Origin of the sequence: Undibacterium paludis (assembly GCF_022568815.1) — a bacterium.
Taxonomy (GTDB): domain Bacteria; phylum Pseudomonadota; class Gammaproteobacteria; order Burkholderiales; family Burkholderiaceae_D; genus Undibacterium.
Map to the genome: position 1 here is coordinate 247,138 of NZ_JAKZHX010000003.1, position 20,756 is coordinate 267,893.

Below are 20,756 nucleotides of genomic sequence, written 5' to 3' on the forward strand. Positions count from 1 at the left end.
CTGACTGATCTGATTTGACAAATGACTCCGGCGTCTTGTGATCACGCTAGTGAGCAGGACGATGTTTCTGATTCGTGTAAGTAGCTGTTTGCATTTAGCTTTGAAAAAAGAGGAATGACGCATCGCGAAAATTCAGGAGGTAACATGCTTCAACGTTTTATTTTAGCTTTACAACAGAGTAGTTTCAGTTCGACGGAAAAACGCCAGGCGCTTTCCATGGTAGCGCGTGATACGACAAGTGGCTTTTTCACGATACTCAAGCACATGTTTGTGCTGTCCGGCGTTATCGCCATGACCGTACTGGTCATGATGTTTGTCAAACCAGAATTGACCGACAAGTTCAAAGACCTGTCACCTTATGCCGAGGCGGAAGAAGAACCGGCAGAAGTCGCAGCAGTACCGGCACCCAATCTTACGCATCTGATGCCACAACAAGGCCAGACTGATGCAGCGTTGCAAAAAGCCGGCCTGTCTGAAGATGAGACAAAAATGATTGGCAACCTGCGCCAGCAACAATGGGTAACCAACTGGCTGGCAAAACGTTATCGCGTTGCCAATGACGCCACCAATATGCTGGTGTCAGCTGCCTACCTGACAGCCAAGGAAATCAAGATAGATCCTTTGCTGATATTGTCGGTCATGGCGATTGAGTCTGGTCTTAACCCGTTTGCGGAAAGCCCGGTTGGCGCACAGGGACTGATGCAGGTGATGTCCAAGGTACACCACGACAAGTTCCAGGACCTGGGGGGCGTCAAGGCTGCTCTGAATCCAGTTGCCAATATCCGTGTTGGCGCCCTGATACTGAAAGACTATGTCACCCGTGCAGGTTCGGTAGAGGCCGGTTTGAAGATGTACGTCGGCGCCGCTGATGCTGAAAATGACTCTGGCTACGGCTCACGCGTTTTGAATGAATACAAGCGCCTCAAAGATGTATCCGCCGGTAAGAGCGTGCCTACCGTGTTCAGCACTCCTGCACCAGTTGCGCCGCGCCCGGTTGAGCCAGCGCACAAGCCTGAGCCAACTGAAGCCAAGGCAGAAGTGAAAAAAGACCAGGTAGCTGCTTTATAAAAGACACCACTGTCCCAAGCATCACCACAATGAAAAAAAGCCACCTGATTATGAGTCAGGTGGCTTTTTTCATTGCTTGTTGAATTCTTTTGAATTCACCCGTGAACTCACTGACAAATTCGCTTACGCGACAGGCAAAAACTTTTTCAGGCGCGCCACTGCTTCCTGCAGGTTCTCCAGAGAGTTGGCATAAGAAATCCGTATATAGGATCTTGCCGTAGCCGGACCAAAATCCAGCCCCGGCACAATCACTACCCCGGCCTCATTCAAGACCTGTTTGGCAAAGGCATCCGCATCATCAGTGAACCTGGAGCAATCGGCATACACATAGAATGCACCATCCGGCATCACCGGTATGCCAAAGCCCAGGTCACGCAAGGCTGGAACGATGTAGTCACGCCTGCGCTTGAATTCTGCCTTGCGCTCTTCATAGATGGCAATTGTCTCAGGTTCAAAACAGGCCAGTGCCGCATACTGAGCAACCGAAGACGGGCAAATGAACAGGTTTTGCGCGAGCTTTTCCAGTTGCGGGACAATACGCTCAGGGACAACCAGCCAGCCAAGACGCCAGCCTGTCATATTGAAATACTTGCTGAAGCTGTTGATGACGACCACATCCTCATCCAGGGACAATGCAGAGAATGGCGCTGTGTCATACGATAGTCCCTGGTATATCTCATCAACAATGCTGAAACCGCCAAGCTCTTTTACGGCAGCGACTATTTTGCCAAGTTCATCCTTGTCTATCGAAGTACCGGTAGGATTGGAGGGTGATGCCAGCAAGACACCGGCGCTGAGCGCATCCCATTGCTGGCGAACTATCGCCTCTGTCAATTGAAACCTGTGTTCAGGTCCGCTGGCGATCAACTTCGCCCTGCCCTCGAATGCCGCCACAAAATGACGATTGCATGGATAGCAGGGGTCAGGCATCAAGACTTCACGCCCCGGCTCAACCAGGCTGGCGCAAGCCAGCAAAAGTGCCGCAGAAGCACCGGCGGTCACGATAATGCGTGAAGTCGGCACATCCAGGCCAAACACTTGCTTGTAATGGTTCGATATTGCTGTACGCAAGGCAGGCAAACCCAGTGCCGAGGTATATTGCAGGCGACCATCAGCCATGGCCCTGGCAGCAGCATCAATCACAGCTTGCGGCGCTGTAAAATCAGGTTCACCTATCCCCATATGAATGAGATGACGGCCCTGGGCTTCCAGCCCGGCTGCCATTTTCATCAGTTCCATCACATGAAACGGCGCGATATTGTCGAGTCTTGAAGCGAGATTCTTATGCATGGAAATCCTTGGCCCTGCCTGAAATATTGAACCAATGTTCCGCTGGAAAATCGGTACAAAAAAATGCCTTATTTCTTTCTCAAAAAATAAGGCAATGTTTGCTATTCAAAATAATGCTCTGGCAATTACTTACCTGCAGCAACCTCGGCAGAGCGCAGCTTGGCTGCCAGTTTGTCGAGCACGCCATTGACATATTTATGACCATCAAGCCCACCAAAGGACTTGGTCAGCTCTACCGCTTCATTGATGACGACACGGTAAGGGATTTCTATATGGTTTTTCAGCTCATAGGCACCGATCAGCAGGGCTGCGTGCTCTATCGGCGACAATTCGGCAATACCACGATCAATCAAGGGAGCGATATCTTCGCGCAGGGTGATCGATTGCTTGATCGCGCCATGCAGCAGTGAATCAAAATGCTCGCGGTCAGCCTTGTCGAAACCATGCGCTTCGCGAATATGCGCTTCAATCGCGCCGGAATCTTCATTATTGAGCAGCCATTGATACAGACCCTGCAGGGCAAACTCGCGCGCACGGTGACGTGGCGAGCGGCTCTTGCTTGGATTGGCGTGTTGGGATTTATTGTTCATATCTTCTCTTGCTTCTTTCTTGCTATTTTTCAGGCTGTAGTGCTTGACTGCAACGGATGTGACCGATGACAATCAGGCATCATAATGTACGTCTTCAGTAGCTTCTGCCAACTCTTCCAGCGCCAGGGTGAGGTTAGCCATTTCAACAGCGACACGTGCAGCATCACGGCCTTTTTCATGCATGCGTGCTTCAGCCTGCTCATCATTTTCGGTGGTCAGGATGGCATTGGCGACAGGTATGCCTGCATCAAGGCCAACACGGGTAATACCAGCACCAGATTCATTGGAAACCAGCTCGAAGTGGTAAGTCTCGCCACGAATAACGGCACCAAGGGCAATCAGGGCATCGAACTGGTTGGTTTCTGCCAGTTTTTGCAGAGCCAGGGGCACTTCCAGCGCACCTGGGACTGTCACATGCAGGACGTCTTCATTGAGCACGCCCAGCAAAGCCAGCTCAGCCAAGCAGGCATCCAGCAGGCCATTGCCGATGTTTTCATTGAAACGTGCCTGTACGATGCCTACACGTACACCGGCGCCATCGAGGTTTGCTTCGTAATGTCCAACTGTCATGATGTTCTTTCTTGCGCGTTCGCGCCTAAATTATCTGTATTATTTTCTGTATCAAATACCCGGCAGCCTGTTCAGGAGCTGATGCGTCAGGCTATCGGGAAACATTTACTATTTGTCTGCACAAGGTTTATCGAGATAACCGACAACTTCCAGATTAAAGCCTGTCATCGATGGCATCTTGCGTGGATTGGCCAGCAGCTTCATCTTGCCAACCCCCACATCCTTCAATATCTGTGCGCCTATGCCGTAGTTGCGCAAATCCATACGGGCGGCCCGGCCTACGGGTTTGGTTTCTGGTGTATCAAGTGCCTTGAACTGGTCAAACATCTGGTCTGCCGTTTCTTCGCAATTGAGCAATACAACCACACCACATTCAGACTTTTTGACCGCCGCCATTGCCGCAGCCACATTCCATGAATGGGTGGTGGCCTGGCTTTCGAGCAGATCAATGATAGAAACCGGCTGGTGTACGCGCACCAGGGCCTCTTTATCACAGGTAATGTCACCATGCACCAGTGCCAGATGGGCGGAGCCACTGGGTTTGTCACGATACACCAGCGCCTTGAAGCTGCCATGGACCGTATGCATTTCGCGCTCGGCAACCCGGTCAACGATGCTTTCTGTCTGGCTGCGATAATGAATCAGGTCGGCAATCGTACCTATCTTCAAGCCATGTTCCCGGGCGAATTCTATCAGGTCAGGCAGGCGGGCCATGGTGCCGTCATCCTTCATGATCTCGCAGATCACCGATGCCGGTGTCAAACCGGCCAGTTCGGCCAGGTCGCAACCAGCTTCTGTATGACCGGCGCGCATAAGCACGCCGCCTTTTTGCGCCTTCAGCGGGAAAATATGACCAGGCTGGACAATATCGGCAGCAGTCGACTTCTTGTCCACGGCGACCTGCACCGTACGGGCGCGATCAGCGGCAGAAATACCGGTAGTCACACCTTCTGCGGCCTCTATCGATACCGTGAAGTTTGTACCGAACGAAGTACCATTACGGCTGGTCATCATGGCCAGATTCAGCTGGTCACAACGTTCTTCAGTCAGGGTCAGGCAGATCAGGCCACGGCCAAACCTGGCCATGAAGTTGATGGCTTCGGGCGTGACGAACTCGGCGGCCATGATCAGGTCGCCTTCGTTTTCTCTATCTTCTTCATCAACCAGTATCACCATACGGCCGGCACGCAGCTCGGCAACGATTTCCTGGGTAGTAGACATGCTCATAGGGGAATATCCTGAAGCGGCCGCAAACACCATACCACGCGGGCCTTCAAATTACAGTGCAAATGAATGAAGTCGCTATTTTAAAGGATTTACGCTCTTTCTTCCCGCGCATTCTGTCGATTTATCATGGATTTATCGTGTTTATATGAGGGATATGCGCCAGATAGCTGCCTGCTTTGGCAAGTGGTTTCTAAATTTGCAGTTTGCCCTGTGCAATTTCTATCACTTTGCCGCCAACATGTATCTTTTTATTAAGATCGACATCAAGATACAGCTGGCATGGTCGCCTGACCTGCTCCCCCTGGCTGACCATCAGGCTGGCAGGCAGTGCATGCCCCTGCTCGATCCACCAGGCTCCCAGATTGGCGCAGGCTGAGCCGGTGCCCGGGTCTTCGGCAAAACTGCCACCTTTCGTAGCGAAGAAATAGCGCGCTTTTATCCCCAGGCGGCCAGTTCCGTCATCATGTGCGGCATCTGCTGCAAATACATAGGCAGACTTGCGCCCCAGTTGATTGGCGGGCCAGTCGGACAATTTCGCTGCATCCGGTTGCGCCCGCCACACTGCGGCAGAGGATTTAAGTGGTACAAGCAATTGCTCGCTGCCAGTATTCACCCACACCGGCTCAGACAATATGTCTTCCTCAGCCAGACCCAGCATGGCAGCAACCCCGGCCATAGTCAATTGACAGGCTTGCACATGTGGTCCAGGTTTGGCGGGAGTGGTCAAGGTCCAGCGACTGTCATTGAATACCAAGGGAATGATTCCGCCCCGGCACTCCAGGTCCAACTGTCCCAGCCCCTGGTTCAAGGCAGATATGACATGGGCGCTGCCCAGGCTGGGGTGGCCGGCAAAGGCCATTTCCATATCTGGTGTAAAGATGCGCATCCTTGCGGTGGCGACTTCAGAAGGCAGGATAAAGCTGGTTTCAGACAAATTGAATTGCAATGCCAGTGCCTGCATTTCTTCATCAGACATGCCGCTGGCATTTTCAAAAACACACAAGGGATTACCACCAAGAGTCTGCCCGGCAAAAACGTTGACTATTCTGAATGCATATTCACGCATGGTCGCTCGCTTCATTATTTATGGTGAAAAATTAATCTTCACCACCATGCTGACATATCTAGCTGGCAAAAATAAAGACAGATCAGATGTTTTTTGTCGATACAGGCAGCTACTGGATTCTGCTCATGCCTATCTGGTGCAGCATGATGATGGCCTCATGCGTCTTGCCCGCCACCGCATCGCTGAGCGTATAACTGTCGAGCTGCTTGTAAAAGCTAGCCAGGGCCGTGTCGAGTATCGATTTCAACTGGCAATTGCCGCGCAGGGCACAAGGCGGTGTAGCACAGTCTATCAATGTGCTCCCGCCTTCCAGTGTGTGAATGACGCTGCCAAGACGATAAGCCGATGTCGGCTGCGCCAGCGCCAGGCCGCCGCCCTTGCCTCTGGTCGTCCTGATCCAGCCTTGTTGCCCCAGGAAGTGGACGACCTTGACCAGATGATTGCGCGAAATCTCAAACTTGCCGGCAATTTCCGTAATCGTGACCGGGGTTTCACCTTGCTGGTGACTCAGGTACATCAGGACACGCAGGCCCAGGTCAGTAAAGTGCGTCAATTGCATTAGGTATTCTCTTATTCATTCAGGTGCACGCCCTTGCCTGCACCTGAATGGCAAACTCCGGCATCAATCAATATCAATCGGCAAAACCACCGCTGCCAAATGCTTCCTTGTGTATACGGCTGGCATCGACACCCAGTGACTTCAGGCTGGCAACTTGCGCCTGCATGAAAGCGCGTGGCCCACAGACATAGTAGTCAGCTTGCGGCAAAATCACTTCATCGGCAATCTTGCCCAAGTCCAGGCGACCAGTGTAATCGTAATCAACATTTACCTTGTCATTGGCGCGCGGGGTTTCGTAGTACACCATGGATTTTACCTGAGGATGTACTTGCGCCAGCTCCCGCACACGATGCTTGAATGCATGCACCCCGCCATGACGACAGGCATGCAGGAAACGGATCTGCCGCGCTGACTTCTGTGCCGTCAAATGCTCAAGCATGGACAACTTCGGCGTCAGACCGACACCGGCGCTGATCAGGACTACTGGTGTATCCCGGTCTTCGTGCAGGAAATAATCTCCCATGGGCGGCGCCACTTCCAGGATGGCACCTTCGCTGATGTCGCGGTGCAAAACATTTGACACCATGCCTGCTGGCTTTTCTGCCATTTGGGCCTCACGCTTGACCGATATGCGCAAGTAGGCATTACCAGGCGCTGCTGACAGGCTGTACTGACGCGGCTGCATCATACCCAGTTCGGGCACAAAGACCTTGACGGTAATGTATTGGCCTGGTCTGTATGCTGGTACTTTGCCGCCATCTGCCGGACGCAGGTAGAAGGAAGTGATTTCTTCACTTTCCATGACCTTTTCGCTGACCTTGAATGCTCGCCAACCTGTCCAGCCGCCTTCGGCCAATGCCGCCTTGCCATAAATGTCGTTTTCCAGGCCCGTCAATACGTCGGCAAGTTGACCATAAGCTGCCGCCCAGGCAGCAATCAGCTCATCACTGGCAGCCTCGCCCAGAACCTCTTTGATCGAAGCCAGCAAATGCCCGCCGACGATGGGGTAATGCTCTGCCCTGATGCCGACACTGACATGCTTGTTGGCGACCAGGGTCAGTACCGGCAGCAAGACCATGGGATCATCAATATGCTCAGCATAAGCGAGCACGGCCATCGCCAGCGCTTGCTGCTGTCCACCCGATTGCTGGTTGCCCTGGTTGAATACTGGTTTAAGTTCAGGGTTATGTGCAAACATGCGCGCATAGAAATGACGTGTCAGGGTGACGCCATGTTCTTTTAAAACAGGCACAGTTGCTTTTACTAAATCTCTGATTGATTGGTCTAACATTTTTTGCCTTTATATGATGTGAAGCTCCATTAAAAATGTATTGAAAATACATTTTTAAGATCAAAATCCGAAAATGACGATATGATAAAAATCAATGTGCATTGATTTTCAGCAATATCATAAGCCGTTAAAGATGCATTGTAAATGCATCTTTTTAATTTCCGTTGATATGAACTGGCAAGCTCAGCAAAACCTTGAACGAAGACTATGTGATTTTCTCAGGCAAGCAAGGACTTGGCGTGCTCCACACTTACCTCATCCGGCAATGAGATATGATTCTTCACCGCTGTCAGCTCCGCCAATATGGAAATGGCAATCTCAGCTGGCGTCTTGCTACCTATATATAAGCCTATAGGCCCATGCAACTTGCTTAATTGTGCATCACTGACGTCGAACTCTTTTAGCCGCTCTCTGCGCTTGGCATTGTTCAGGCGTGAGCCTATCGCCCCCACATAAAACGCTTCAGACTTGAGAGCCTCCATCAAGGCAAGGTCGTCCAGCTTGGGGTCATGGGTCAACGCCACCACGGCGCTGCGACTGTCAAGTTTCATTTCCATCACCAGATCATCCGGCATGGCATGAACAAGCTGTACCCCTTCCACCTGCCAGCCAGCCTGGTACTCTTCCCTGGGATCGCATACAGTTACCTGGTAATCCATACCCACTGCGATGCTGGCCAAAAAGCGTGACAACTGCCCTGCCCCTATGATCAGCAAACGCCAGCGTGGGCCATGCACAGTCTGCAAACTGTCATCCGTCAACTGCAGTTGCTGGCCCGGCTCTGCGATACCCAGTTCAACCTCGCCGGTCTTCAGGTTCAGTCGCCGCGTCAGCAGTTCAAATTTCTGCAAGCGCTGCAACAGTTCACCGAGCTTGCTGCGCTCAGACAAAGGCTCTATCGCCAGTTGTATGGTGCCACCGCAAGGCAGGCCAAAGCGATGTGCCTCATCAGCACTGATGCCGTAGGTGACAATTTCCGGCAGCACGCGCTGCATGCCTTCGCGCTGGACTCTGTCAATCAGATCATCTTCTATACAACCGCCAGATACCGAACCTACCACCTGACCATTGCTGCAGATAGCCAGGGTTGAACCTTCGGGCCTGGGACTGGAACCCCAGGTCCTGATCACCGTGACCAGCTCACAGGACAGGCCGGACTTGATCCAGGCGTGACAGGCTTTCAGCACTTCCAGGTCTATGCTATCCATTAATTTTACAAAAAGAGTATTGATGAAATTGTTTTACTTCCGGCACTACTATAAACAAGTATCAGACTTGCTGCTCGGCCCTGCAATACCGACGTCAGATGGGGGAAATTGCCCCAACACAGTCACCTTGAAGCCCTGCCCCTGGCATGTTAATTAAGACAATAAATTTATCTATACAATTTGATGGACCAGGCCCCTGATCTTTGCATTACAATGCCTGCCAGACTAATGCTCTGGAGACCACCTTGTCCACCATAAAACAAAGACTCAGCGCCATACCGGAAGGGGCAGGTGCGCTGTTTTTCATACAGATATTTGCCACCCTGGGTTATGCCATACTGTCTTCCACCCTGGTCCTGTATGCGACTAAAAAGCTGGGCTTCACTGGTAAGGCCGCCACGGCCATTATGGGTGTATTTGGCGCATTCAATTATGGCCTGCATCTGTTTGGCGGTTATCTGGGCGGTCGTTTTATCAGCAACCGCAACCTGTTTGTCGGCGGCATGATTTTACAGGTCATTGGTTGCGCCATTATTTCCATTGGTACCTCGTCCACCCTGTACTGGGGTCTGGCCTTCTTCCTGACCGGCAGCGGCTTGAATGTCACCTGCCTGAACCTGATGCTGACACAGCGCTTCAAGCCGGAAGATAATCGCCGCGAAAGCGCCTTCCTGTGGAATTATGCGGGCATGAATCTCGGTTTTTTCATCGGTTTTACGGCTGCTGGTTATTACCAGTTGCAGGAAGACTATTCCAGACTGTTCATCTTTGCCACCATAGGCAATTTTATGGCCATCGTGCTGGCGGCAGCTAACTGGCGTGTACTGTGCGACTTGAACACCACGCTGCTTGATACAACACCTGGTGAATTCCGCTGGCGCTTGGTGGTCGGCCTGGCGGTGATGACAGGTCTGGTACCGCTGGTTGAATTTATGCTGCATCGCGCAGAAATGACTGGCAACCTCGTCATGATAGTCAGCGTTACCATTGCCGCCATATTCATGGTACTGACTGCCATCCACAATGACCGGCGTGAGCGGAACAATATGTCTGCCTATGTCTTGCTGACCATAGGCTCACTGGTGTTCTGGACCTTGTACCAGATGGCACCCATGGGTCTGCAACTGTTTGCCGTGAACAATGTCGACCGCATGGTCTGGGGCTTCGAAGTTGCACCGCAATGGATACAGAACATCAACAGCTTTGTCATCATGTTTGGCGGTCCGCTGATGGCTGCGCTGTTCGACAAGCTGCGCGCCAAGGGCTGGAATATCGATATCCCGCGCCAGTTTTCTGCTGCATTGATATTGATAGGGCTGGGCTTTCTTGTTCTTCCGCTGGGTATTGCCACGGCGTCCTCTACCGGCCTGGTTGCCTTCAAGTGGATATTTATCAGCTACCTCTTGCAAAGTATTGCCGAACTGCTGATTTCCCCTATAGGCTACGCCATGATAGGCAAGCTGGCGCCACGTCAGTACCAGGGGTTGATGATGGGTACCTGGATGCTGGTAACGGGCACGGCATCCATACTGGCCAGTGATTTCTCTGGTCAGATACCGGAACCGACCGAAGGCATGCCATCCATCACAAACCCTATCTATAACCAGATTTTCTCCAAGCTGGGCTGGGGTAGTGCTATTGTCGGCGTGGTCATGGTGATCCTGATACCTGTCTTGCGTAAGCTGATTACCGATGGCCCTGCGCCAGCACAAGTAGCTACTGCTGACGTTACGGCCAAACCGGCCTGAGATAGAATCGGCTATCCTGGCATGGTCATGCCATGCCAGGACTCATTGGTTCATTTTAATGATTCACTTCAATCATCAAGAGGTGTGAATCGTTGCACTTCCACGCCGTCCACCATCAGTATCTCAAAAAACACCGCCCGGGGCCTGGTCCAGATGCTGCCATTATGGGCACGATAAACAATCACGGGACTCAAGTCTGACTCTTGCGTCGCCTCGCAAACCAGTTCGTAGATACCCCCCTTGTAATGGCGATAGCGCTGGACAGTCGACTTTTTGGCTTTTGATGACGGACTGTTTTTTTCCACAACCGGAGCATTGAGTTTTTTCAGGTAGGCAGGCACTTTGGCGGCCACCTGCTTGTTGATGTCCTGCAAGAGCCGTGGATCAATGGCCTGATAGGAATAACGCTGGCCCAGTTCCGTCGCAATACGCAACATGACTTCTGCTGTAACTTCGGCATCGGCTTCTGCCCTGTGCGCTGCACCTCTGAAACGTATACCCAGCGAGGACGCCAGCCGTCCCAAAGAATAGCTGTCCAGCCCGGGGAAGACTCGTCGAGACAACTTGACCGAACAGATTACCCCATCATAGCCCGGCCACAAGCCCAGTCTGTCACTTTCTGCCAGCAAGAATTTTTCATCAAAACTGGCATTATGGGCAACCAGGGCATCGTTACCAATAAAGTCCAGCAATTCAGGCATGACCTCTGACACAGGCGGCGCCTGGTCGACCATGGACTGGGTAATGCCGGTCAGCTCAGTAATAAAGTAAGGAATGCGCACATTTGCATTGATCAGGCTGACATAGCGGTCAACAATTTCACCGCCTGCAATGCGCAAGGCAGCCACTTCGGTAACACGTCCACCTTGTTCTGGTGTCATGCCGGATGTTTCAAAATCAATAACAACTACAGGTTTTTCAAATATCATATTTTTCACTGGCGGGAACTTTTAAAGATCAATACAATCTATTGCTCTACTGCGTCAACATAAATTTTGCGACGCATTAAAAATACAGATACAAAACCAGGTCCCTGCAGATCAGTTTGCATCTGTAAACATGACTTCAACCCACCGTGATACCCGTGCAGGTCAGGCTACTGACGGGCAGGCCATCAAACCCGATGTCCACGTTATTTTAATCAGTGTCTTGCACCTGATGCTTTCATGATGACCTTGCTTGATCGCTGACCTCAGCCTGCTCAGCCCTTATATACCGGTCATCTCTATTGTTGCTAGAGTTACTTAGTTACCTGACAGGTTTCGTTGTCGACGCTGATGCGTCGTCGCCCGTGATTGTGATTCTTACTTGCCTGCTGATGTTTGTTCATGCAAGCAGTCACTGGCATCTCCAATGTATTGAAAATGATGAAAAAACGTATTTTTGGACTATTTTCCCTGCGTGAAGGTGATCTGTTACGCGACCTGGTGTATCGCCGCCTATGGACATCCATCCTGATCAGCTCCTTCGGTGCACAGGTCACCATGCTTGCCTTGCCACTGACCGCTGCCGTCCTGCTGCATGCCAGCGCCACGCAAATGGGCATACTGACTTTTATGGAAACCCTGCCCTTTGTCCTGCTGTCCCTGCCCTCGGGCGTATGGCTGGACAGGGTACGCAAATTACCTGTCTATATAACGGGAGAAATCCTGATTTCCCTGGCGGTCGCCAGCGTACCTTTGGCCTGGTGGCTGGGCTGGGTCAATATGACCTGGTTGTATGTCGTCGGTTTCATGATAGGCATGGTCAACACGACAGCAGGGTCGGCATCGCAGATCGTGCTGACGCAGATCGTGCCGCGCGACCGTCTGGTCGAAGCACATGCAAAAAATGCGCTGGCGACTTCAGGATCAGAAGTCGCCGGCCCGGCAACGGCTGGCGCCCTGATCAAATTGCTGGGCGCACCGCTGGCCTTGCTGGCCGATGCCATGCTGTTATTGACATCGGCCGTGATCTTGCGCGGCATCCATGTCAATGAGGTCAGGAAACCCCATGAGGATGCTCACTTCTGGCGTGACCTGAAAGCCGGGCTGTCCTTTGTCAGGAATAAACCCCTGCTGATTGCCCTGGCCATGACCGTCGGTGGCTGGCAGCTTTGCTATAACGCAGCACTGGTCGTGCAGATTCTGTTTGCCACCCGAGAACTTGGTTTGTCCGAACAGGCCGTGGGGCTCAGCTATATGGGCATGGGGGCCGGTACGATTCTCGCCAGCGTCTACGGCAGCCGTATCAGTCGTGATATCGGACCGGGACCCTGCATGGTTCTCGGTGTGGCAGTATGTGGTCTGGGCTGGAGTTTGCTGGCACTGGCCCCGGCCAATCATTGGGGCATTCTGGCCTTTGGATTCATGCTGATGTGCTTTTCCATAGGTGGGGTGCTGATCTTCATTAACTTCCTGGCCCTGCGCCAGGCAGTCACGCCAGAAGCCATGCTGGGCCGCATGACCAGTACCATGCGCTGGCTGATCCTGATACCTGCAGGACCAGGTGCATTGATCGGTGGCTGGCTCGGTGAACATATGGGCCTGCGTTATGCGCTCGGCTTTGCCGGTACGGCAGCCTTGCTGCTGGCAACTGTTGCTGCAAAAAACCCCATCATACGTGGCATCAAGATGTTGCCCACCCTGAGCAAGCAGGAAGAGATGCAGCGGGTTTAGCACCGCATCCCCAAACTGCCTGTCAGAACAGGGGCCGGGCCACAGCACAGGCGATACAATACGCTGCCCCAGCCTTGCGCAGACAAATTTGCGCAAGGCTGGGTCATGGCATTGCATATTGGCTGACAAAAGCGTGATAATGCGCGATTATTTATGTTTTTTTATCGGTCTGTCCACGAGACAGGAAAGACTGGTAATCCGCCAGGCAAGAGCACCTGCCTTTCACCTTCATTTGACAACAATACAGGTACAAAATGCCAAAAGAAATGTCAACGTCCAGCTCCGGGCCGGGATTCAAACCCTATATACCCGACTCGGCCCAACTCCCCGAAATGACCGCCCGCGCCCTGATCATGGGTGTCTTGCTGGGCATGGTTTTCGGCGCCTCGTCGCTATACCTTGTGCTCAAGGTCGGTCTGACTGTCAGCGCATCAATACCCGTCGCGGTCATTGCCATCACCCTGTTCAGGCTGACAAACAAGTTTGGCGCCAAAGACGCCACCATACTGGAAAACAGCATCACGCAAACGGCTGGCTCGGCAGGTGAATCGCTTGCCTTTGGCCTTGGCGTCACCATGCCAGCGATTCTGATCCTTGGCTTTGACCTGGAAATTTCCCGTGTCATGCTGGTCGGCTGCCTCGGTGGCCTGCTTGGCATTTTGCTCATGATACCAATGCGCAGAACCATGATCGTGGAAAAACATGATGAGCTCAAATACCCGGAAGGCACAGCCTGCGCAGAAGTCCTGAAGGCAGCAGCAACCGACTCTTCACGCGAAGCCGCCGGTGAAAAAAACAATCCGAATGCACAGGATGATGCCAGCAAACGCGCCGCCATCATTTTTGGCGGTTTTGGCATAGGCTTACTGTACAAGATAGCCAACGTTGCCCTCAAAGGCTGGAAAGATACGCCTGAAGCAGTATTTGGTGCACCGCTGAAAGGCGGCTCCCTCGGCGCTGAAGTGTCGCCAGAATTGCTGGGTGTCGGTTACATCATCGGTCCACGCATTGCAGCGGTCATGGCTGCCGGCGGCGTCATGTCCTATTTGTTGCTGATCCCCATGATCAAGTTCTTTGGTGATGCATTGACGGTGCCATTGGCCCCGGGAACCAAACTGATCAGCGAAATGAGTGCCCATGACATACGTGGTGCGTATGTGCTGTATATCGGTGCCGGTGCAGTTGCTGCCGGTGGTCTGATCAGCCTGCTGCGCGCCATGCCCACCATCTGGCGCAGTCTGTCTGCCGGCCTGTCTGGACTTGGCAAAGGCAACGCCACGGCAACTGCCGCTTTGCGTACTGACCAGGACATCCCGATGAAATGGGTGGTCATCGGTGCACTGGCCATCATTGCCGTCATCACTTTCGCCACGCCCTTGCACATGAATTTCCTTGGTGCATTGCTGATACTGGTGTTCGGCTTTTTGTTTGCAACAGTATCATCGCGTCTGACTGGTGAAATCGGCTCCTCTTCCAACCCCATCTCTGGCATGACGGTAGCGACCCTGCTGTTCACCTGCCTGATCTTCCTGCTGATGGGCTGGACAGGTGGTCAGTACTATGTCACTGCCCTGTCGGTTGGCGCCATTGTCTGTATCGCGTCAAGTAATGCCGGCACAACCTCCCAGGACTTGAAAACGGGTTATATCGTTGGCTCCACTCCGCGCCTGCAGCAATACGCCATCCTGGCGGGCGCCCTGTCGTCTGCGCTGATCCTTGGCCCCATCCTGTTGAAACTCAATGATTCCGGCACGGTCTATGTGCCGGCAGCGCAGGTTGCCCCGGCACTGGTGACCGATGCCTCCAAGCTGACCGATACCGATCAGTTACAAGGCCCGCAGGCTGAGCAGGACAAAAACACTTACAAGGTCTGGCACAAGAATGACAGTGTCGGCGGCCCTGCCGGCAAATACTTTGTCGATAATGCCGGTAAAGCCGTGTACCTGGTTGACCCGGGCATTAATGGTGCCTACAACAAGCGCCCCGATGGTTCAGAAGTCAAGAAATACGATGCCCCCAAAGCTGTACTGATGTCTTACATCATCAAGGGTATACTTGACCGTCAACTGCCATGGACCCTGGTCCTGTTTGGCGTGATGATCGCCCTGGTATTGGAAATGGCGGGCATACCATCACTGGCCTTTGCAGTCGGTGTGTATTTGCCGCTCTCATCCTCTGCGCCGCTGTTTGTCGGCGGCATGATACGTTGGGCCGTGGACAGGCGCAATAACAAGCTCGCCCATAACCAGCACCTGAGTGAAGAAGAGAAGCAGGCTGCCGGTGACCGCAGTGCCGGCGTCCTGCTGTCTTCCGGCTATATAGCCGGTGGCGCTCTGGCTGGTATTGTCATTGCGTTTACTGCCGGCATCCTGACAGATTTTGACAAGAAAATCGGTGACTGGGCTACAGCCAACAACCCCTTCTTTGAAGGCGCCAATGCCAATGCCCTGTCCATGATCCCATACGCCCTGATTGCCATCGCCCTTTATTGGGTAGGGCGGGAAAAGAAAGCTGAGTAATTTGATGCACCTGACATAACATCCAAATTATTTAAGGTATTTCCGACAAACAGGCTCCGGCCTGTTTGCAAACCAAGAGGCTTGATTGTTCATGACAATCAAGCCTTTTTCATTTCCCCCCTTACGGTCAGACAAAAGCCAGGCTCATACATTTCAAAAATAACAAAATTTCACTTGCATTCCATGACTAAATTGCTAATATGCTTCAGGAGAAAAGTTGTCTTTTTTTATAGAAAATAAATCTATTTCTTTACTCTGAAACATTAGCGATGGTTTGTAAAAACTCTCTCGGCAAGAAGCATATCAAGAGTGGGCAGACAAGCCATCCAAACCAAACACGCATTATTGCAAAGCCCGTTACCGACGAATCACGCCACAAACGCTTACTCTATAACCAATATTGGCGCTCAGCACAGGCTGTGCGCGGGAGGAGACTGAAATGCCTACACGCGAAAGAAAAGATGTTTACCAACTTCCTGCAGGGGACACCACCCTGGAGTGGTATGCCAAAGCTGTAGCAAAGATGCGCACCCGCCCGGCAACCGATCCGACCAGTTGGAGCTATCAAGCGGCGATACATGGTTTTAACAAGGTCAATCCCTATTGGGGCAATGTTGGCACCCTGCCCCCACCTGGCCAGCAAACCGAATACTGGAAACAATGCCAGCACGGTAGCTGGTATTTCTTGCCATGGCATCGCATGTATCTGGCCTATTTTGAGCAGATTGTCGCCAAAACGATCGTCGATCTGGGCGGACCACCCGGTTGGTCTTTACCGTTCTGGAATTACAGCGACACAAACAATCCCAAGGCGACGCATTTGCCACCAGCTTTTATAGCAGGCACACCCGCCACCAATCCCTTGCAAATGCCGCCTGCCGGACATATTCCAGGACGCAAAAATAATGCTGTCCATCCAAAAGACGTAACACTCGGTGCGCTGAAAACCCTGATTTTCCAGGGAGCACCGAGCGGCATACCCGCAGGCTTTGGCGGGCCGGTAACAGGCTTCTCGCCGAGCGGCAGCACGCATGGCGACCTGGAAAGCAAGCCACATGATCTGGTTCATGTAGACATAGGCGGCGCCATGGGCAATCCCCAGACTGCGGGTCTTGATCCTATTTTCTACCTGCACCATGCGAACATTGATCGCTTGTGGCAAGTCTGGCTGAACATGGGCCATGCGCGCCACAACCCCAAAGACACCGCATGGTTGAATTTCGCTTTCGATTTTCATGATGCCACCGGCACACCCAAAGTGTTGAAAGTGTCAGAGGTACTGGATACGACAAAAGTACTTGGCAACGGCTATAGCTATCAAGGCGTGCCTGCATCGGCACCAGTGACCAGTGAAGCCATGTTTGCCAGCAAACTTTTTTCTGCGGCGCCTGGCGACCTTGATGACGGCATGCCGCCAGAAGTTGCCGCTGCCACCAATACGAGTTTGTCACTGGACAAGTCGAACTCCACGACCAGTCTGCAGTTGCTCAGTTCCAACCGTAAAACCGGTAGCCTGCATCGCTTCAACACAGCATTGCCGGGTCTTGCAGGAGCAGGATCGAGCACCAATACCGCTCACAGCTATTTGAACTTTGAAAATATCATCGGCAAAGGCATACCACCTGTCTACGACATTTACTTGAACTTGCCAGATGAAAACAAGGCTGACGAGGCACATTTCGCCGGCGCCCTGCCCTTCTTCGGGGTTGAGACAGCATCAAGCAAGGACAGCCACCACAACGGCAGCGGCCAGCACTATGTGTTCGATATCAGTGATGTCGTCAACAGTTTAAGAGAAAACAATCATTGGGATCCGCAAAAATTACAGGTGCACTTGCGACCACGCGAAGCCCCTGAACCAGGCTGCAGCGTAGAAATCGGCCGAATCAGTCTGTATGTGAAATAAAGTCGGTTAACGGCGTCCAGACAGGTAAATAATCAGGTAATTAATATGCTCAATAAATTTGTGACGAACATTTACCTGGCCTGGAAACCACAATGGACACCGCAACGCCTGCCCCTGTTACCACCGCATGTTCGTCAGTCCAGCCGGGTCTATCTGCTCAGTCCAGAATTCTGGCATTGCTGGCTGGCGCGCTATCCGCAGACCTGGCTGTGGTTATGGAGCGGGCTGGCCTGGATCGTGCTGATCAACAGGGTACTGGAACGATCAGGCATGCCCGATATTTGCAGCAGCTCGGGACTGCCATCTGGCCAGCAATTTATCAACATGGTCGTCGACTGGGGTCTGATGATAGTCGCGATGATGTTTCCGCTACTCAATGAGCAAATACGGCATGTAGCCTCCCGCATGCCTGCCAACATGCGTAATGCGGCCATACACTGGTTTTTACTGGCCTATACACTGCAATGGCTGTGCACAGGTTTATTCATCTATGGGGTTTCATTCAGTACTTTCAGTTCATTGACCGCTGTGACCAATAAGATCGCCGGACAAACAACATGGGGTAATATCTTGCCGGCCCTGAGTTTTGCCCTGGCCGCAGCCTGGGTATGTTCCCCCATGCGGCGCAATGCACAACTGGCCTGCAGTCGCACCATACCAATGCGCATACAAGGCTGGCGTGCCTGGTGCGACAGCCTGCATTATGGTGTATTGAGTGGTAGTTTTTGCATACGCAACTGCTGGGCCCCCATGCTGGCGCTGATATTGGCGCAGCATGGTTTATTTCTGATGATACTGGTAGCATCATTGCTCACGTATGAGCGCTATTTCCTGAATTATAAAAGTCGTGCGCTAGCGTTAGCCTGGACCAGCATGGCACTGGCATTCTTGCTACAAAGTATCTTCAGAATTTAAGCAAATCTATCATGAGCAGCCCTAGCATTATCGCCGCCAATAACGATACCCAGATACTGGGGTCGGACATACTGAATCTGCAACTGGATTTAACCCAGAACAAAAGACTTCCCGCATTGAGTAAAATCAGCCTGCCCGCCCTGGTCGGCAGCCAGGCAGACCAGTTGCTGCGTCATGCCTACCTGCACTTTGAACACATCAGCGGTCATGGCGTGCCCCCTGTCTATGATATTTATCTGAATTTACCGACAGCAACACAAACAAACATGGACACACAACTGGAAAACAGGCACTTTGCCGGCTCGCTCGGTTTTTACGGGTTGGAACAAAGCTCCACCCCAAGTCTGGAACACGATGGCTCCGGCATGAACCTGGCACTTGATGTTGCCGACCTGCTCAATGACTTACGCAGTCGTAGCGACTGGGATATGCAGACATTGCATATTAACCTACGCCCCCGCGAACCCATGGCTGCCGATGCAGCTGCGCAGATAGGACGGGTCAGCCTGCATGTAGAACTGGCATGAAGCCTGGATGAAAATGCGTAGGAATGGCAGGGAACAAGTACAATACCTGCTATTACTTATCCGGAATCAGCCATGTCAGCACCGCAAGCTATTGTCGATTGCAAAAACCAGCCCGTCGTCCTCGGCGACATCGTCCGCATTGTCAATCTCGACAAGAAATTCATCAAGAGCTTCCCGGCAGATGAACGTATTCTCATCGAATCCATGATAGGCCAGTTCTTCAAGGTCATTGCTCTGGATGAAGAAGGTTACCCCTGTGTCGTGCGTGAGTGGCATGACGAACGAGGGGTCATGCAAACCCATGTGATCGCGCTCGACAGTGAAGACATGGAAAAAATTTGAGCAGCCTCAGCTGCTCAAATAGGATCATGACGTGAGTGCAAAACTAGCGAATATAACTGAACAGTGACAATTCTGAAGTCTTGACGAACGACTGCTGGGCTGCCTGCAAAGTGGTCTGTTGCTGGTTCAGCTCGGTAATGGCCTTGGCATAATCAAGATCAAGCAATGCGGACAAGTCCTGTTTATAGGCAACGCCTTTTGCGTCACCTTCCGTGTCAAGATCATCCAACTCCTTCAGGCTGGTGCCTAATTGGGCACGCGCAGTCAACACATTATTGAGGGATTTGTCGACATTATTGTTACCCTGGGTCAGGGCAGCAGTCAGGTCTTTCTTTGCCGCTGCCGTATTGGCTGGCGTATTAAGTGCATTGATGATATCAGTGACAGTCTCAAAAATATTCTGGTTGCCCGGCTGCACCGAGAATTTGTCACCGGGCCCAGGAGCAACAACTGGCGGGCCACCCGCATTGGTAACTTGTAAATCTATACCATCGAAGGTCACGGTTGATCCGCTGACATAAGGGGTGAGCGGAACAACGACAGCGCCTGTTGTCTTGTTGGTTACCGTAAATGAAGTTCCAAGATTGTCAAATGCCACTTCATAGTTATTGCCCGTCAGGCTACCCGAGGTAGGTACATTGATCGCGGCAGTTGCCAGAGCCTGCCCCACATTTGAGGGGTTGGACTGGACATTGAACTGGCCTGCTGAGGTACGGATATTTTCAAAAATAGCAGTACCAGGGCTACTTAAGGGAATTTGCCTCGATGTATCTGCCTGCAAGAACCGCTGACCCTGGTCACCATTATAGGCAGCACCGCCAGCCACCTTGGTATAAGGCGCAACGGTTGTCGAAAAGCCGGAAAACAGGTAATTGCCGGTACCGTCTGTCGAATTTGCCAGGCCGAGCAACTGATCAAGATTACCTTGCAACTCTTGGGCAATAAAACCGCGCTCGGTATCAGAATAGGTACCGTTACCAGCCTGCACTATCAAGGCCTTGATATTGTGCAGTGTGTCAGTGACATTACCCAAAACACTTTCCGAGACACTCAGATTATTTTTCGCGGCCTGGCGGTTTGTCGCAAACTGGGTATTGAGTGAATCCGATTGCGAAATGACCAGTGCACGGGCAGAATCGATAGGATCATCAGCAGGTGTCAAAATCCGGCGGCCAGCAGCGATTTGCTGCTGAGTCTTGTTCAGGCCGACCTGGAGGTCGCTGATCCTGGAGCCACCGGTTTCATAAATGGTACTGGTACTGATACGCATGAT

18 protein-coding genes are annotated in these 20,756 nt (G+C 52.2%); 8 read left to right on the forward strand and 10 right to left on the reverse strand.

Going from position 1 to position 20,756, the window contains the following annotated elements; genetic code table 11:
• Positions 1 to 144 precede the first annotated feature (144 nt).
• Positions 145 to 1,068 (forward strand): transglycosylase SLT domain-containing protein, encoded by a 924-nt coding sequence (locus tag LZ463_RS07800; RefSeq protein WP_489686091.1) that lies wholly within the window; start codon positions 145 to 147, stop codon positions 1,066 to 1,068.
• Between the two features lie 123 nt (positions 1,069 to 1,191).
• On the opposite strand, the gene LZ463_RS07805 is transcribed toward LZ463_RS07800, so the two are convergent.
• From LZ463_RS07805 to LZ463_RS07840, 8 genes are all read right to left on the reverse strand, one after another.
• Positions 1,192 to 2,358: a pyridoxal phosphate-dependent aminotransferase gene (locus LZ463_RS07805; RefSeq protein ID WP_241455049.1), complete on the reverse strand. Its 1,167-nt coding sequence runs from the start codon at positions 2,356 to 2,358 to the stop codon at positions 1,192 to 1,194.
• A gap of 125 nt (positions 2,359 to 2,483) precedes the next feature.
• Positions 2,484 to 2,948, reverse strand: coding sequence for a transcription antitermination factor NusB (gene nusB, locus LZ463_RS07810; RefSeq protein WP_241455050.1), 465 nt, complete (start codon positions 2,946 to 2,948; stop codon positions 2,484 to 2,486).
• 72 nt (positions 2,949 to 3,020) lie between these two features.
• Positions 3,021 to 3,518, reverse strand: coding sequence for a 6,7-dimethyl-8-ribityllumazine synthase (ribH, locus tag LZ463_RS07815; protein ID WP_241455051.1), 498 nt, complete (start codon positions 3,516 to 3,518; stop codon positions 3,021 to 3,023).
• 108 nt (positions 3,519 to 3,626) lie between these two features.
• Positions 3,627 to 4,745: a bifunctional 3,4-dihydroxy-2-butanone-4-phosphate synthase/GTP cyclohydrolase II gene (gene ribBA, locus LZ463_RS07820; RefSeq protein ID WP_241455052.1), complete on the reverse strand. Its 1,119-nt coding sequence runs from the start codon at positions 4,743 to 4,745 to the stop codon at positions 3,627 to 3,629.
• Positions 4,746 to 4,935: 190 nt separating this feature from the next.
• A complete protein-coding gene (locus tag LZ463_RS07825; RefSeq protein WP_241455053.1) occupies positions 4,936 to 5,811 on the reverse strand; it encodes a PhzF family phenazine biosynthesis protein in 876 nt (291 codons plus the stop codon).
• Between the two features lie 109 nt (positions 5,812 to 5,920).
• Complete coding sequence (locus LZ463_RS07830) at positions 5,921 to 6,370, reverse strand: RrF2 family transcriptional regulator (RefSeq protein ID WP_241455054.1); 450 nt, start codon at positions 6,368 to 6,370, stop codon at positions 5,921 to 5,923.
• Between the two features lie 73 nt (positions 6,371 to 6,443).
• Complete coding sequence (gene hmpA / locus LZ463_RS07835) at positions 6,444 to 7,661, reverse strand: NO-inducible flavohemoprotein (protein WP_241455055.1); 1,218 nt, start codon at positions 7,659 to 7,661, stop codon at positions 6,444 to 6,446.
• A gap of 218 nt (positions 7,662 to 7,879) precedes the next feature.
• On the reverse strand, positions 7,880 to 8,869 hold the full coding sequence (locus LZ463_RS07840) for an XdhC family protein (protein WP_241455056.1): 990 nt from the start codon (positions 8,867 to 8,869) through the stop codon (positions 7,880 to 7,882).
• Positions 8,870 to 9,114: 245 nt separating this feature from the next.
• Here LZ463_RS07840 and LZ463_RS07845 point away from each other — a divergent pair, with 245 nt between their 5' ends.
• Positions 9,115 to 10,617, forward strand: coding sequence for a peptide MFS transporter (locus LZ463_RS07845; RefSeq protein WP_241455057.1), 1,503 nt, complete (start codon positions 9,115 to 9,117; stop codon positions 10,615 to 10,617).
• Positions 10,618 to 10,685: 68 nt separating this feature from the next.
• On the opposite strand, the gene LZ463_RS07855 is transcribed toward LZ463_RS07845, so the two are convergent.
• Positions 10,686 to 11,546: a DUF1653 domain-containing protein gene (locus tag LZ463_RS07855; RefSeq protein WP_347176250.1), complete on the reverse strand. Its 861-nt coding sequence runs from the start codon at positions 11,544 to 11,546 to the stop codon at positions 10,686 to 10,688.
• A gap of 399 nt (positions 11,547 to 11,945) precedes the next feature.
• On the opposite strand from LZ463_RS07855, the gene LZ463_RS07860 reads away from it, so the two are divergent.
• The 6 genes from LZ463_RS07860 to LZ463_RS07885 all read left to right on the forward strand — a co-directional run bounded on the left by LZ463_RS07860 (position 11,946) and on the right by LZ463_RS07885 (position 19,483).
• Entirely contained in the window at positions 11,946 to 13,274 is a 1,329-nt protein-coding gene (locus LZ463_RS07860) for an MFS transporter (RefSeq protein ID WP_241455058.1), read from the forward strand.
• A 266-nt stretch (positions 13,275 to 13,540) separates the two neighbouring features.
• Positions 13,541 to 15,793, forward strand: a complete 2,253-nt coding sequence (locus LZ463_RS07865; protein ID WP_241455059.1) for an OPT family oligopeptide transporter — start codon at positions 13,541 to 13,543, stop codon at positions 15,791 to 15,793.
• Between the two features lie 439 nt (positions 15,794 to 16,232).
• On the forward strand, positions 16,233 to 17,699 hold the full coding sequence (locus LZ463_RS07870) for a tyrosinase family protein (protein WP_241455060.1): 1,467 nt from the start codon (positions 16,233 to 16,235) through the stop codon (positions 17,697 to 17,699).
• A gap of 45 nt (positions 17,700 to 17,744) precedes the next feature.
• Entirely contained in the window at positions 17,745 to 18,614 is an 870-nt protein-coding gene (locus tag LZ463_RS07875) for a copper chaperone (protein WP_241455061.1), read from the forward strand.
• An 11-nt stretch (positions 18,615 to 18,625) separates the two neighbouring features.
• Positions 18,626 to 19,141, forward strand: coding sequence for a DUF7868 domain-containing protein (locus tag LZ463_RS07880; protein ID WP_241455062.1), 516 nt, complete (start codon positions 18,626 to 18,628; stop codon positions 19,139 to 19,141).
• A gap of 72 nt (positions 19,142 to 19,213) precedes the next feature.
• Positions 19,214 to 19,483: a hypothetical protein gene (locus LZ463_RS07885; RefSeq protein ID WP_241455063.1), complete on the forward strand. Its 270-nt coding sequence runs from the start codon at positions 19,214 to 19,216 to the stop codon at positions 19,481 to 19,483.
• Positions 19,484 to 19,526: 43 nt separating this feature from the next.
• Here the strand turns inward: LZ463_RS07885 and flgL are convergent, their stop codons facing one another.
• Complete coding sequence (flgL, locus tag LZ463_RS07890) at positions 19,527 to 20,753, reverse strand: flagellar hook-associated protein FlgL (RefSeq protein ID WP_241455064.1); 1,227 nt, start codon at positions 20,751 to 20,753, stop codon at positions 19,527 to 19,529.
• Positions 20,754 to 20,756 lie beyond the last annotated feature (3 nt).

Coding starts and splice junctions, on each gene's coding strand:
- LZ463_RS07865 (WP_241455059.1), top strand. CDS start 13,541: ATGTCAACGTCCAGCTCCGGGCCGGGATTCAAACCCTATATACCCGAC.
- LZ463_RS07830 (WP_241455054.1), bottom strand. CDS start 6,370: ATGCAATTGACGCACTTTACTGACCTGGGCCTGCGTGTCCTGATGTAC.
- LZ463_RS07840 (WP_241455056.1), bottom strand. CDS start 8,869: ATGGATAGCATAGACCTGGAAGTGCTGAAAGCCTGTCACGCCTGGATC.
- LZ463_RS07885 (WP_241455063.1), top strand. CDS start 19,214: ATGTCAGCACCGCAAGCTATTGTCGATTGCAAAAACCAGCCCGTCGTC.
- ribH (WP_241455051.1), bottom strand. CDS start 3,518: ATGACAGTTGGACATTACGAAGCAAACCTCGATGGCGCCGGTGTACGT.
- LZ463_RS07870 (WP_241455060.1), top strand. CDS start 16,233: ATGCCTACACGCGAAAGAAAAGATGTTTACCAACTTCCTGCAGGGGAC.
- hmpA (WP_241455055.1), bottom strand. CDS start 7,661: ATGTTAGACCAATCAATCAGAGATTTAGTAAAAGCAACTGTGCCTGTT.
- LZ463_RS07860 (WP_241455058.1), top strand. CDS start 11,946: ATGCAAGCAGTCACTGGCATCTCCAATGTATTGAAAATGATGAAAAAA.
- LZ463_RS07875 (WP_241455061.1), top strand. CDS start 17,745: ATGCTCAATAAATTTGTGACGAACATTTACCTGGCCTGGAAACCACAA.
- LZ463_RS07805 (WP_241455049.1), bottom strand. CDS start 2,358: ATGCATAAGAATCTCGCTTCAAGACTCGACAATATCGCGCCGTTTCAT.
- nusB (WP_241455050.1), bottom strand. CDS start 2,948: ATGAACAATAAATCCCAACACGCCAATCCAAGCAAGAGCCGCTCGCCA.
- LZ463_RS07800 (WP_489686091.1), top strand. CDS start 145: ATGCTTCAACGTTTTATTTTAGCTTTACAACAGAGTAGTTTCAGTTCG.
- LZ463_RS07855 (WP_347176250.1), bottom strand. CDS start 11,546: ATGATATTTGAAAAACCTGTAGTTGTTATTGATTTTGAAACATCCGGC.
- LZ463_RS07825 (WP_241455053.1), bottom strand. CDS start 5,811: ATGCGTGAATATGCATTCAGAATAGTCAACGTTTTTGCCGGGCAGACT.
- ribBA (WP_241455052.1), bottom strand. CDS start 4,745: ATGAGCATGTCTACTACCCAGGAAATCGTTGCCGAGCTGCGTGCCGGC.
- flgL (WP_241455064.1), bottom strand. CDS start 20,753: ATGCGTATCAGTACCAGTACCATTTATGAAACCGGTGGCTCCAGGATC.
- LZ463_RS07880 (WP_241455062.1), top strand. CDS start 18,626: ATGAGCAGCCCTAGCATTATCGCCGCCAATAACGATACCCAGATACTG.